This is a genomic window from Saccharopolyspora sp. ASAGF58 (assembly GCF_012277335.1).
GTDB classification, from domain to species: Bacteria; Actinomycetota; Actinomycetes; order Mycobacteriales; family Pseudonocardiaceae; genus Saccharopolyspora; species Saccharopolyspora hattusasensis.
The window spans coordinates 2,347,341-2,360,525 of record NZ_CP040605.1; the positions used below are offsets into that span (position 1 = coordinate 2,347,341).

Genomic DNA, 13,185 nt, shown 5'->3' on the forward strand with positions numbered 1-13,185 from the left:
GAACCTACACCCCGCGGCTACTCCTGGGCCATGTCGACGAAGCGGCTGTAGTGCAGCTGGTGGGCGACGGTGATCGTGGCCGTCGGGCCGGCACGGTGCTTGGCCAGGATCAGGTCCGCCTCGCCCATCCGCGGGTCGTCCCGCTCGAACGCGTCCGGCCGGTGGATCAGGATCACCATGTCGGCGTCCTGCTCCAGCGAACCACTCTCACGCAGGTCCGACAGCTGCGGCCGCTTGTCCGTTCGCTGTTCCGGGCCTCGGTTCAGCTGGGAAATCGCGATCAGCGGGACTTCGAGTTCCTTCGCCAGCAGCTTGAGGTTTCGGGAGAACTCCGAGACCTCCTGCTGACGGGACTCGACGCGCTTGCCGGACGTCATCAGCTGCATGTAGTCCAGGACGATCAGCTGGATGTCGTGGCGCTGCTTGAGCCGGCGGGCCTTCGCACGGATCTCCATCATCGTCAGGTTCGGCGAGTCGTCGACGTACAGCGGCGCCTCGCTGATCTCGCTCATCCGCCGCGCCAGCCGCGTCCAGTCGTCGTCGGTCATCCGACCACCGCGCATATCGCCGAGCCGGATCCGGGCCTCGGCGGAGAGCATGCGCATGACGATCTCGGTGCGCCCCATCTCCAGCGAGAAGATGACGCTCCCGAGCCCATGCTTCACCGACACTGACCTGGCAATATCCAGACCCAGCGTCGAGTTGTGAGTCGGAATCATCGACCGGCTGGCCAGATACAGGTGATCCGGTGAATCCACCTCCACGCACCGAACCGGCACGCTCGCCACCGGCCGCACGTCAGTGATGAAGCGAGTGCCGACCATCCTCGGGGTACGCGCGTTGCGCTCCTTGTGAACCAACTTCTTGCGGTTCAGCCGGAAAACATCGTCCTGGGTGGTGAACGTGAGCGTGAAGGCCGTGGACGATGCTTCCGTTCGGCCACGGACCTTCTTGGTCGTCGACGTGCAGCGATAGCCGAGGCCGACGACAAGTTCGTATGCATCGCGTGCAAGTCGCTCACTGGTCACGCTGAACTGAACGGATCCGCTCGGTGCCACCGTGCCGCCGGTGTCGAGGAGACCCGCGAGAACGGCGCGGCGTTGAGATTCGGAACCCCGGAGGTACTCGGCCGGGATGTGCTTGTTGCCCAGCACTCCCATCGTCCGGAGCAGGGCCTGAACAGTTCCGCGCTGATTCCGGCAGGCCTGGCACTGGCGCAGCCCGCACGTCGGTTTTCCGCAGTCCGGACACGTCGGCTGCGGAACCGGTTCAGAGATGAGGCGGGCCTTGCCACCGCAGCTCCTACCGCAGGTCCGCACTTGACTGGTCTCCGGCACGAACGTGGCACCGCAGACGACGCACGTTCGTTCGGCAACCAGCTCGGGCTCGGGAAACTGGATCCTGTAGTAGCGGTCGTGCACCAGCGGAGCGCGGTAACCCTCCGCTTCGACGTACATCGCGATCTCGGGGTCCGCGCTCGTGAAGGCCGCCGCCATCGACGTGCCATCACCCAGCCAGACGCCCAGCACGTAGGGCGCGATGGGAAGATCCCGTTCCTGCAAGTCGAGTGCCTGTGCGGCGTTCACCGAGTGGTTGAGCCGTCGATCGGCCGTGTTGCAGCGCAGGGTCGCCGCGATTTCCTCGGTCGCCCGCACTTCCGCGAAAGTTCGCTGGTTGCGGGTGCGGTTGTATCCGACCGCGGCGGCCTGAGCCGACTTCCGCGACGCGCGAGTGTCGGTCAGCCACTGGTGTTGGGCATCGGCGGTGATGATCGTGCCGTCGGAGAATTCGACCTCGTAGCAACGGCGGTCGTGCATCACCTCGGTTGCCCCGACAACCTTGGTCGGCTTGCCGTCCGCGCCGATCAGGTAGTCCCCGACCGCTACCTCGCCCATCGTCGTCCAGCCGTCCGGGGTCGGCAGCGGCGTGTCCAGCGACAGTGCCTTCCCAACACCGGGACGCGCCGCGATGATGATCATCTGGCCGGGGTGGAGGCCGTTGGTCAGGGCGTCGAGGTCGGCGAAGCCCGTCGGGATGCCCTGAGACTCCCCGCCGCGGGAGGCGATGGCGTCGATCTCGTCCATCGTCGGCTGGAGGAGCTCTTCGAGGACGTGGTAGTCCTCGCTGGCCCGGCGTTCCGTCACGTCGTAGATCGCGGACTGGGCCCGGTCGACGACCTCTTCGACCGCCGCACCCTCGGAGCCGTGGTAACCGAGCTGCACGATCCGGGTGCCCGCCTCCACCAGGCGGCGCAGGATCGCCTTCTCCGAGACGATCTCCGCGTAGTAGCCGGCGTTCGCGGCCGTGGGCACCGTGGCGATCAGGGTGTGCAGGTACGGCGCGCCGCCGACCTTGAGCAGCTCCTGGCGGCGCTCCAGCTCGGCCGACACGGTGATCGCGTCCGCCGGTTCGCCGCGTCCGTAGAGGTCAAGGACGCAGTCGTAGATCGCCTGGTGCGCCGGCCGGTAGAAGTCGTTGGGGCTGAGCACCTCGACGACGTCCGCGATGGCGTCCTTGCTCAGCATCATGCCGCCGAGCACGGACTGCTCCGCGGCGAGGTCCTGCGGGGGCTGCCGCTCGAAGGTTCCGCCGCTGGACCCGCCGTCGTCGGCGAAGTACGGATCCTCCCGCTCGTCGGGCACCGCCACCGGACCCGTCACCTCCTCCGGCGCCAAGACGATCACGCGTGTCGGCGCGACCGCCCGCGCGCGAAGCTAGATCGCCCGCTCGGAGCAAGCAAATCAAGCTGTGGACAAAGCTCGGGACAACCTGTGGATAGATCGAATCGAGCTGGGGATAACTCGCGTCAGCCGTCCGCATGGCTGGGGACAACTTGGGGACAAGTGGGCGTGATCGACAACAAACCCCAGGTCAACAGCTGTGCGCAGGCTGTGGAAGAAATCCGTGGAAAAGTCCCGGCGTGTCGTGCTCGTCGGCGTGTCGGAATCGGCGGGGCTCGGCAACCGCCATGACCGCCGGTGCGCACACCGGACGCAGCATCGTCCACCCGTCACACGAATGTCGGAGTGGACGATGCTGCGTTGTGGAAACCGGTACTACCGGGTCACTGCTCGCCGGCGACCTGGACGCTGACGTTGGCCGTCACGTCCGGGTGTAGTTGCACGTCGACGATGTGCTTGCCCAGCGACTTGATGTGGCCGCGCAGCGAGACCGAACGCTTGTCCAGGCTCGGGCCACCGGCCTTGCGCACCGCGGCGACGACGTCGCCGCTGGTGATCGAGCCGAACAGCTTGCCCTGCGAGGACACCTTCGCGGTCAGCGTGACCGAGCCCAGGTCCTTCAGCTGCTGCTTGAGCTCGTGGGCGTGCTCCAGGTTGCGCACCCGGCGGTTCTCCTGCACGCGGCGGATCGTTTCGATCTGCTTCTGCGCGCCCTTGGTGGCCACGATGGCCAGGCTGCGGGGCAGCAGGTAGTTGCGCGCGTAACCGTCCTTGACCTCGACGATGTCGCCAGACTCGCCGAGACCGGTCACGTCAGCGGTAAGGATGATCTTCACGACGTGTCTCCTTCCGGATCAGCGAGCGGTCGAGGTGTAGGGCAGCAGAGCCATCTCGCGAGCGTTCTTCACCGCGATGGCGACGTCGCGCTGGTGCTGGCTGCAGTTGCCGGTCACGCGACGGGCACGGATCTTGCCGCGGTCAGAGATGTACTTCCGCAGCAGCGTCGTGTCCTTGTAGTCGATCTGCGCCGCCTTGTCCTTGCAGAACACGCAGACCTTCTTCTTCGGCTTGCGCACGGGCGCCTTGGCCATCGGTCTTCCTCCTGAGCGAAAACTTCGTAAGCGTTGCTGCGCCGTTTAGAACGGCGGCTCGTCGCTGAACCCACCACCGGAACCGGCGGGCGGCGCGGAACCCCACGGGTCGTCGGCCGGGGGACCGGACGGGCCCCCGCCACCGCTGAAGCCACTGCCGCCGCGGCTGACCTTGTTCACCTTGGCGGTCGCGTAGCGCAGGGACGGCCCGATCTCGTCGACCTCGAGCTCGACGACGGTGCGCTTCTCGCCTTCCTTCGTCTCGAAGGAACGCTGCCGCAGCCTGCCCTGCACGACGACCCGCATGCCGCGGGTCAGCGACTCGGCCACGTTCTCCGCGGCCTGCCGCCAGATGTTGCAGCGCAGGAACAGGGCCTCGCCGTCCTTCCACTCGCCGGACTGGCGGTCGAAGGTCCGGGGCGTGGAGGCCACCGTGAAGTTCGCGACCGCGGCACCCGACGGGGTGAAGCGCAGCTCCGGGTCGGCGGTCAGGTTGCCGACCACCGTGATTACCGTCTCACCAGCCATGACCTGGGACTCCAGTCTGGTCGTTTAGCGGAATCGGGCAGGTCAGGCGGACGCCTGAGCGGCGCGGGCCTTGGCGGCGCGCGCGGCCTTGCGGGGCTCGACGATCTTTCGGATGACCTTCGTCCGCAGGATCGACTCGTTGAGGTTCAGCTGCCGGTCCAGTTCCTTGATGGTGGCCGGCTCGCTGTTGAGGTCCAGGATGACGTAGATGCCCTCGGCGTTCTTCTCGATCTCGAACGAGAGACGCCGGCGGCCCCAGACGTCGACCTTCTCGACGGTGCCACCGTCGTTGCGGACAACGTTGAGGAAGTTCTCCAAGGACGGAGCGACGGTGCGCTCGTCCAGGCTCGGGTCCAGGATGACCATGAGCTCGTAGTGACGCATGAAGACCATTCACCTCCTGTGGACTCACGGCCACGGGCTCTCCGTGGCAGGAGGGTCGTTCGCGTCGACGAACTGGACAAGGCTAGCAAGCGGCACCGACGGCACCGGCATCACCCCTGCTCCGCCATCCGCCGCTCGTGGTTCCGCAATTTCCATTGAAATCGAAGGTCCGATTTCCATTGAAATTGCGGAACCGGAACCGGAACCGGAACCGGGGCCAGGGCCAGGGCCGGAACCGGGTAGGGCCGGGGCCGTTACCGCGGCTCGGGGTGGGATGGGTGTCGGGTGGGGTGGGTGTGTGGATGTGTCAAGTGGGGTGGGTGTGTCGGGTGGGTCGGTGCCGCAGGCCGGGGTCAGTTGCGGCGGAGGACCCAGCTTCGGACGAGGGCCGCGGTGACCACCGCCAGCGAGATCGCGGCGAGCAGCACCGGGGCGGCGACCCGCTCGGTCACCTCGGTAGGCAGCGCCTCCGCCCTGCCCGCAGCGCGGATCTCCTCCTGCTGCTCACGGGCCTTCTGCTGCTCCTGGGCCTGCTTCGCTAGGTCGCCGACGTTCGGGGTCGGGCCGGGGACCTGGCCGTAGCGGGCCTGGCCCCACGGCGGCGATCCCCCCTGGAGGTCCCGCAGGCTGGGCGGCAGGACGCTGATCTCGGCCGGTGCCCCGATGCTGGGGGTCAGGGTCGGTTCCGGCGTCGTGACCACCGGTGGCGGCGTGGTCGGGCTCGGCGGCTGCGTCGCGCTGGGTTCGGGCGTCGGTGGCTTCGACTTCCCGGGGGTCGGCTGCCCGGACGACGGTGGCGGCTGTTCCTCCGGGCGCTCGGCCTTGACCGTGAGGGCGTTGCCGAGGCTGACCAAGTTGGTGAAGTACCAGGTCACCGCGTCGACCTTGTCGGCGGGCAGCCCGATCTCGGCGAGCCGTGGCGCGGCGGCCTTGGCGATGTCCTTGCCGGAGTAGAAGGTGCGGCCCTCGGGCGCGGTGCCGAGCGAGATCGGCGTGAGCTCCTTGAACCGTTCCGCGGCGTCGGCGGCCGGGCCGAAGGCCAGCGGCATGGCGAGCAGCACGGCTTCGCGGACCTTGAAGTCCAGCGTCGATGGCGCGATGGTGATCTGCTGCCCTGGGACCGCATTGACCGTCGCCAGGGGCTGGTCGACGAGCAGCGGATCGGCGGCGTTCGCGATTCCCGCGCCGAGGAAGGTGCTGGCGGTGATGACGAGGCCCACGAGTCCGGCGGACACGGTCCGGCCGAGCGCGTTCGACCGGTACAGCGGATCGGGTTTCCCCCGTGCGCCCATGGCTCGCCTCCCCAAGGCAGTGCGAATGCCGATCACTCTCTCAAGATTAATAACGCGTGAACACCGCCGTTGGTGACGCCCGGCCCGAGAAACGGAACGAATTCTCGCGCTGTGGGATCGGGGTGGGATCGGGTGGGCGATCCGCTGGTCAAGCCGACGGGAGGCGGACCCACCCGCCGCCTAGACTTCGGGTATGCGTATCGGCGCCCACGTTCGCGATGATGACCCGTTGGCCGCCGCCGCCGAGCGCGGCGCGGAGGTCGTGCAGTTCTTCCTGTCGGACCCGCAGGGCTGGAAGGCCCCGAAGCCGCACCCGCAGGCCGAGCAGTTGCGGGACAGCGACGTGGCGGTGTTCATCCACGCGCCGTACGTCATCAACGTGGCTTCGCTGAACAACCGGATCCGGATTCCGTCCCGCAAGGCGGTGGGGCAGCAGGCGAAGGCGGCGGCCGCGGTGGGCGCGCAGAGCCTGATCGTGCACGGCGGGCACGTGACGAAGGACGACGAGCCGGCCGAGGGCGTGTCGAACTGGCGCAAGCTGTTCGAGCGGCAGGCCGCGGAGGGCGGCTTCGAGGTGCCGATCCTGATCGAGAACACCGCCGGCGGCACGAATGCGATGGCTCGGCGGTTCGACGCGCTGGCGCGGTTGTGGGATGCGGTCGGCGAGTTCGGGGCGGGGTTCTGCCTGGACACCTGCCACGCGCACGCCGCTGGCGAGGAGCTGCTGGACGTCGTGGACCGGGTGAAGGCGATCACCGGGCGTATCGACCTGGTGCACCTCAACGATTCGCGGGACGAGTTCGGATCGTCGCGGGACCGGCACGCGAACATCGGTGCGGGCAACATCGACCCGGAGCTGCTGGTCGCGGTGTGCGCGAACGCGGGGGCGCCGGTGGTGGTGGAGACCCCGGACGAGGGCCAGGCCGACGACATCGCGTTCCTCCGAGGCAAGGTCGCCTGAAAACAATGACTTGTCGGGGTATCGAACGGGTGGAGTGATCGGCATCAGCGCTAGGACGACCCGCGGGTTGACGATCTCCGGTTTGGTCGCGCTGTGCATGTTCACCGTGTTGGCGTTGGCGTTGGGCTACGCGAACAAGGCGCGCTGCACGGGCCCGCTCTACGACGAGCGGGGGCGTTCGGAGCCCGCCTACCAGGAGCGGGCCTACGGCGATGTGTGCTACTCGGACATCCAGAACCTGTGGATCGGCCGGGACATCGATCGGCACGTCTTCCCCTACGTGAACGGGGGGATCGAGGCCGACGGGACGTTGTACGGCGGGGTGGTCGAGTACCCGGTGCTGACCGGGGTGCTGATCTGGGTGGGCGCGATTTTCGCCCACACGGACGCGGGTTTCCTGGCCGCGTCGGCGTTGTTGATGGCGCCGTTCGGGTTGGCCGTCGCGTGGTGGTTGGGCAGGTTGAGCGGCTGGCGGGCGTTGTTGTGGGCGCTCAGCCCGCCGCTGGTGCTTTATGCCTTCCACAACTGGGATTTGCCTGTCGTGGCATGCGCAGTCGGCGCGGTGTTCGTCGTGCATCGGTGGACGTCGGCGCCGCTGCGCCGTCGGGCGACGGCGGCCGCGGTGTTGTTGGGCCTGGGTTTCGCGCTGAAGTTGTATCCGGCGCTTTTCGTGCTGCCGTTGGCGTTGTACGTGCTCACCGAGGGCCGGGACGAGGCGCGGCGGTTCGACGTGCGCGGTGCGTTGCAGGTCGTGGGGGCGGCGGTCGGGACGGCGGTGCTGGCGAACCTGCCGTTCATGTTGGCCGGGTTCGGCGGTTGGTTGGCGTCGTTCGACTTCCAGTCGCGCCGGCAGGTGGACATCAGCACGAACTCGGTCTGGTACTGGGGTTTTCGGCACTGGACCGACTCCGAGGGCTTCCAGTCGGCGATGGGCGTGGTGTCGCCGCTGCTGATCTTGTTGGCGTCCGCGGTCGCCTGCGCGGTGGGTTGGTTGCGGTACGAGCGCGCCGGGACCTATCCGTGGATCCAGGTGTCGGCGGCGATGCTGTGCGGTTTCCTGCTGCTGCACAAGGTGCATTCGCCGCAGTACACGTTGTGGTTGCTGCCGTTCTTCGTGCTGGTGTCGGTGCGCTGGGGCTGGATCGTGGCGTACCTGGTGGCGGACGTGGCGATGGGCATCAGCATCTTCCGCTGGTTCTACCTGAACATGTCGGGTGTGCCCAACGGCATCCACGACGGTTTCACCGCGCAGGCGTTGATGATCGGGGTGTGGGGTCGGGCGGCGCTGCTGGTCGGGCTTTTCGTGGCGTTCCTCGCCGCTCGTTCCACTGTGGATGATCTCGGGCCCCGCAGACCAAGCGGCGCAGCACGTGCTCTGCCGGACCTCGCCGACCACGACGCTCCAGCCAGTACGCCCCGGCAACGGTGATCAGCCAGGCCGTGGGCCCGCGCGCTGCCGACCGGTGCTGATCGACGCACGCTCAGGAGGCGTAGCGGGCCGCCAGCGCGGTGACGGTTTCGGCGACCGCGGCGCGGAGTTCTGGCGGGCCGAGAACTTCCGCTTCGTTGCCGAGGCGCAGCAGGTCGGTGACTGCGGCCGCCCGACGAGCACGGCTGGATGGAGGTCGAGCTGCTCGTCGAGCGGCAAGCCGTCGAATCGAAACTGCGGTTCACGTGGCTCGTCAGAAGACGGACTCGTCGAGGTCCATCAGGGAGTTGTCCGCCGCCTCGATGATCTTGCGGCGACCGGTGAGTTCCGGCAGCACGTTCTTGGCGAAGAACCGGGCCGCCGCCACCTTGCCCTGGTAGAACGGCTGGTCCTTGGCCGACGCGCCCGCGTCCAGCGCGGCGAGGGCGACCTCGGCCTGCCGCAGCAGCAGCCAGCCGACTAGCAGGTCGCCCATGCTCAGCAGGAACGACACGGCGTGCTGGCCGACCTTGTAGATGTTCTTGACGTCCTCCTGCGAAGAGGTCAGGAACTCGATCAGCGTGCCGAGCATGCCCTGGGCGTCCTGCAGCGCGCGGGCCACCAGCGCGCGCTCCTCCTTGAGCCGCTCGTCGGCGCCCTCGGCCTCCAGCGTCGCCTGGATCTCCGCGGCGACGTGGCCGACGGCCGCGCCGTTGTTGCGGACGATCTTGCGGAAGAAGAAGTCCTGGGCCTGGATCGCGGTGGTGCCCTCGTACAGGCTGTCGATCTTGGAGTCCCGGATGTACTGCTCGATCGGGTAGTCCTGCAGGAAGCCGGAGCCGCCCAGGGTTTGCAGCGACAGGGTCAGCATCTCGTAGGCGCGCTCCGAGCCGACGCCCTTGACGATGGGCAGCAGCAGGTCGTTGACCTGCTCGGCGGCGCTGAAGTCGGTGCCGTCGTGCTGGCCCTGCGCCACCTGGTCCTGGAAGCTCGCGGTGTACAGGTACACCGCGCGCAGCCCCTCCACGTAGGCCTTCTGCAGCATCAGGATGCGGCGCACGTCCGGGTGGTGGGTGATGGTCACCCGCGGCGCGGCCTTGTCGGCTGTCTTGGTCAGGTCGGCGCCCTGCACGCGCTCCTTGGCGTAGTCCAGCGCGTTGAGGTAGCCGGTGGAGAGGGTGCCGATGGCCTTGGTTCCGACCATCATCCGGGCGTACTCGATGACCTGGAACATCTGCGCGATGCCGTCGTGCACCTCGCCGAGCAGCCAGCCCTGGGCCGGGGTGCCGTGCTGGCCGAAGGTCAGCTCGCAGGTGGCCGAGGCGTTCAGGCCCATCTTGTGCTCGACGTTGGTGACGAAGGCGCCGTTGCGCTCGCCGGGCTCACCGGTCTCGGAGTCGAAGTGGAACTTAGGCACCAGGAACAGGCTCAGGCCCTTGGTGCCGGGCTTGGACTCGATGCCGGGACCTTCGGGGCGGGCCAGCACCAGGTGCATGATGTTCTCGGTCATGTCCTGGTCAGCGGAGGTGATGAACCGTTTCACGCCGTCCAGGTGCCAGGAGCCGTCATCCTGCTTGATGGCCTTGGTGCGGCCGGCGCCGACGTCGGAGCCCGCGTCCGGCTCGGTGAGCACCATGGTGGAGCCCCAGCGGCGCTCGATCATCAACTGGGCCCAGCGTCGCTGCTCCTCGGTGCCGTTGCGCCATAGGATCGTCGCGGAGCTCGGGCCCGACATGTACATGTAGATCGCCGGGTTCGCGCCGAGCGTGAGTTCTGCGGCCGACCAGATGACGCTGGGCGGCGTGCCGTAGCCGCCGAGCTCGTCCGGCAGGCTGAGCCGCCACCACTCGCCGTCCACCAGCTGTTGGTACGACTTCTTGAAGGCCTCGGGCAGGGTTACCGAGTGGGTGGCCGGGTCGAACTTGGCGGGGGTCCGGTCGCCTTCGACGAAGGAGTCGGCCAGCGGGCCGGTCGCCAGCTCGTTGAGCTCGGTGAGCACGCCCCGCACGGTGGCCTCGTCGGTCTGCTCGAAGGCACCCTTGCCCAGCCGCTCCTGCACCTTGAAGACCTCGAAGAGGTTGAATTCGAGGTCGCGGACGTTGCTCTTGTAGTGGCCCATCGAAAGGCTCCCTCTTGCGCGCTTCTGCGGGGCGGGCCCGACTCGGCCCTTACTCGTCGGTAACAAGAAGATATTACCTCACGGTAACTTCTGCCAAGGCGGCCTTCCCAACGCCGCCGCCGAACCCGTCCGCGACCAGGACGTTCACCGGGAAAATTCCGGCCCCGCTACGCCTCCAGCAGACCGACGAGGAATTCGGCGACGAGCCCGTCCGGTCGATCTCGGTAGCGACGACGATCAGTGGGCCATTGTGCTCCGCGAACCCGCGGCGGTCCACTACGACGTTCCGCACGAAACCGCAGTTGCCGGGCTCACCGCCGAATTCGGGTTGACCCTCACGTGGCGTGAGGCCGCAAGCTTGGCTCCGAGGAGGTGAGGGCCATGGGCTACTCGGTCGGTGAAGCCGCCCGGCTCGCCGGGGTGACGGTGCGGACGCTGCACCACTACGACGAGGTGGGACTGCTGACCCCGAGCGGTCGGACGGCGGCGGGCTACCGCAGCTACTCCGACGCGGACCTGGACCGGCTGCGCCGGATCCTGTTCTACCGGGAGCTGGACCTCGGCCTCGACGACATCGCGAGCATCCTCGCCGACGGTGACGCCAACGCGCACCTAAAGCGGCAGCACGAACTGCTGCTGATCCGCATCGAGCGGTTGCAGCGGATGGTCGCGGCGGTGGAACGCGAGCTGGAGGCGAACACGATGGGGATCGAGCTGACGCAGGAAGAGAAGTTCGAGCTGTTCGGGGAATTCGACCCGGACGATTACACCGAGGAGGTCGAACGGCGTTGGGGCGGCACCGACGCGTACCGGCAGTCCCAGCAGAAGATGTCCTCGTTCACCAAGGAGGACTGGAAGCGGTTCATGGCCTCGCAGGAGGACATCGGCCGCCGCCTGGCCGAGGCGATGCGTGCCGGGTTCGCCCCGGATAGCGAGCAGGCGATGGACCTCGCCGAGGAACACCGCCAGCACATCACGCGCTGGTGCTACGACTGCACCTACGAGATCCACCGCGGTCTCGGCGAGATGTACGTGGCGGACGAACGCTTCGCGGCGAACTACGAGAAGCTGCTGCCCGGACTCGCCGAGTACATCCGGACGGCGATCAACGCCAACGCCACCCAGGCTGGGGCGTAACGACTCGTGAGTGCGGAAACCGGCTCATACCGGTTTTCGCACTCACGACACCTGGCTCGCGGCCGGGGGTTACTGACAGTTCCGGATCCTGTGTCAATGTGTGACAGAGCGTGGTGTAGTGTATTGCTTGCTGACCGAGCGAAAGCCAAGCCCGGTCAGCGGTTTTCCTGCGGCGGCAGGTGAAAACGTTAGGTACCGCGAGTTGCGTGGGAACCGGCCGCAAGGCCAAACGCACGTGGAGACCGTGTCAGACCAGCGTTCGTGCTGGCAGTGGTCGAGGAATCGTGAAGGCCACCGGTCTTCCTGATGGTCAACGCAGGTGGCGCAAGTCATCTGCTCACGGAACGTTTTGACACGTTTCGTGAACGGTAACGTGCTTCACCGGGACGGGAGGGTCATGGCATTCCCGGTGGAGCTGCAGCCGCGGCGCAAGCCCCGGGCCGGCGCCGGGTGGGACGTTCTCGCGGTGGTCGCCGCAGGTGGCACGCTGGGGTCGCTGCTGCGCTACGGCGCATCGCTGGCGTGGCCGGGACCGTGGTCGACGCTGCTGGTCAACGTGGTCGGATGCGTGGCAATCGGGGTGCTGATGCACGTAATCACCGAGCTCGTCGTCGCGCACCGGCTGCTCCGGCCGTTCCTCGGCGTCGGTGTCCTGGGCGGGTTCACCACCTTCTCCACCTACGTCGCCGACGCGGTGCACCTGGTGTTCGACCGCCAGCCCGCGCTCGCCCTCACCTACCTGGTCGGCACCGTGCTGGCATGCTTGCTCGCGGTGTTCGTCGGGGTGCTCTCGGCGCGCTCGGTGGCACTCCTGTTCCAGCGAGGTGATCGATGATGCGGCTAAAGGGCCAGGCGTACCGGCTCACCGCGATCGTCGGTGAGACCGCCACGTACCACCACAAACCGCTGTACCACGAGATCGTGCTGCGGGCCCGGCGCGCCGGTTTGGCGGGCGCTTCGGTGTTCCGCGGCGTCGAGGGTTTCGGCGCGTCCTCCGCGATCCACACCGCTCGGCTGCTGTCGCTGAGCGAGGACCTGCCGGTGGCGGTGGTGATCGTCGACGACGAGCAGCGGCTGCGGGACTTCCTGCCGGAGCTCGACGAACTGGTCACCAAGGGCCTGGTGCTGCTCGACGAGGTCGAAGTGATCCGCTACGTCGGGCAGGAGCAGCGGTGACGATCGTCCTGGTCGCGTTCGGCGGGGCCCTGGGTGCGTGCATGCGGTTTCTCACCGACCGCTGGGTGCAGGCGCGGCACGACACCGGGTTCCCGTGGGGCACGGTGGCGGTCAACTCGATCGGCTCGCTGCTCCTCGGGTTCGTCACCGGCGCCGCCCTGTTCGGCGTGCCCATGCCGGTGGTCCAGTCGCTGGTCGGCGTCGGGTTCTGCGGCGCGCTCACCACTTTCAGCACGTTCAGCTACGAAACTGTCCGCCTGCTGCTCGACGGCGCGCGACTGTTCGCGGTGCTCAACGTCGTCGGCACGGTGCTCGCCGGGATCGGTTCGGGCGTGGTCGGCGTGGTGCTCGCCGCCTCGATCTGGGCCTGAGCTGAGAGCCTGTCGGCGAATGCCGTCCGCACCTTTG

At 67.7% G+C, this 13,185-nt stretch carries 13 protein-coding genes; 6 read left to right on the plus strand and 7 right to left on the minus strand.

Annotated elements, in window-relative coordinates; translation table 11 throughout:
• Positions 1-17 precede the first annotated feature (17 nt).
• The 6 genes from dnaB to FDZ84_RS11135 form a co-directional block, all read right to left on the minus strand.
• Complete coding sequence (gene dnaB, locus FDZ84_RS11110; protein WP_371812884.1) at positions 18-2,642, minus strand: replicative DNA helicase; 2,625 nt, start codon at positions 2,640-2,642, stop codon at positions 18-20.
• A 422-nt stretch (positions 2,643-3,064) separates the two neighbouring features.
• Positions 3,065-3,517, minus strand: coding sequence for a 50S ribosomal protein L9 (gene rplI, locus FDZ84_RS11115; protein ID WP_168585832.1), 453 nt, complete (start codon positions 3,515-3,517; stop codon positions 3,065-3,067).
• An 18-nt stretch (positions 3,518-3,535) separates the two neighbouring features.
• Entirely contained in the window at positions 3,536-3,772 is a 237-nt protein-coding gene (rpsR, locus tag FDZ84_RS11120) for a 30S ribosomal protein S18 (RefSeq protein WP_093151213.1), read from the minus strand.
• 45 nt (positions 3,773-3,817) lie between these two features.
• Positions 3,818-4,300: a single-stranded DNA-binding protein gene (locus FDZ84_RS11125; protein WP_093263833.1), complete on the minus strand. Its 483-nt coding sequence runs from the start codon at positions 4,298-4,300 to the stop codon at positions 3,818-3,820.
• 42 nt (positions 4,301-4,342) lie between these two features.
• Positions 4,343-4,693 (minus strand): 30S ribosomal protein S6, encoded by a 351-nt coding sequence (gene rpsF / locus FDZ84_RS11130; protein WP_210435509.1) that lies wholly within the window; start codon positions 4,691-4,693, stop codon positions 4,343-4,345.
• Between the two features lie 344 nt (positions 4,694-5,037).
• A complete protein-coding gene (locus FDZ84_RS11135; protein WP_168585833.1) occupies positions 5,038-5,976 on the minus strand; it encodes a hypothetical protein in 939 nt (312 codons plus the stop codon).
• Between the two features lie 193 nt (positions 5,977-6,169).
• Here FDZ84_RS11135 and FDZ84_RS11140 point away from each other — a divergent pair, with 193 nt between their 5' ends.
• Complete coding sequence (locus FDZ84_RS11140; protein WP_168585834.1) at positions 6,170-6,937, plus strand: deoxyribonuclease IV; 768 nt, start codon at positions 6,170-6,172, stop codon at positions 6,935-6,937.
• 34 nt (positions 6,938-6,971) lie between these two features.
• Positions 6,972-8,366 (plus strand): glycosyltransferase family 87 protein, encoded by a 1,395-nt coding sequence (locus tag FDZ84_RS11145; RefSeq protein ID WP_371812833.1) that lies wholly within the window; start codon positions 6,972-6,974, stop codon positions 8,364-8,366.
• 253 nt (positions 8,367-8,619) lie between these two features.
• On the opposite strand, the gene FDZ84_RS11150 is transcribed toward FDZ84_RS11145, so the two are convergent.
• Positions 8,620-10,464 (minus strand): acyl-CoA dehydrogenase, encoded by a 1,845-nt coding sequence (locus tag FDZ84_RS11150; RefSeq protein WP_168585835.1) that lies wholly within the window; start codon positions 10,462-10,464, stop codon positions 8,620-8,622.
• 381 nt (positions 10,465-10,845) lie between these two features.
• Between FDZ84_RS11150 and FDZ84_RS11155 the strand changes: the two genes are divergently transcribed.
• From FDZ84_RS11155 to crcB, 4 genes are all read left to right on the plus strand, one after another.
• Positions 10,846-11,601 (plus strand): MerR family transcriptional regulator, encoded by a 756-nt coding sequence (locus tag FDZ84_RS11155; protein ID WP_168585836.1) that lies wholly within the window; start codon positions 10,846-10,848, stop codon positions 11,599-11,601.
• Positions 11,602-11,998: 397 nt separating this feature from the next.
• A complete protein-coding gene (locus FDZ84_RS11160; RefSeq protein WP_168585837.1) occupies positions 11,999-12,436 on the plus strand; it encodes a CrcB family protein in 438 nt (145 codons plus the stop codon).
• Positions 12,436-12,777: a DUF190 domain-containing protein gene (locus FDZ84_RS11165; RefSeq protein ID WP_210435684.1), complete on the plus strand. Its 342-nt coding sequence runs from the start codon at positions 12,436-12,438 to the stop codon at positions 12,775-12,777. The genes FDZ84_RS11160 and FDZ84_RS11165 overlap by 1 nt, the downstream gene beginning before the upstream one ends.
• Positions 12,774-13,148, plus strand: coding sequence for a fluoride efflux transporter CrcB (gene crcB / locus FDZ84_RS11170; RefSeq protein WP_168585839.1), 375 nt, complete (start codon positions 12,774-12,776; stop codon positions 13,146-13,148). Before FDZ84_RS11165 ends, crcB begins: the two co-directional genes overlap by 4 nt.
• The last annotated feature ends 37 nt before the right edge of the window (positions 13,149-13,185 follow it).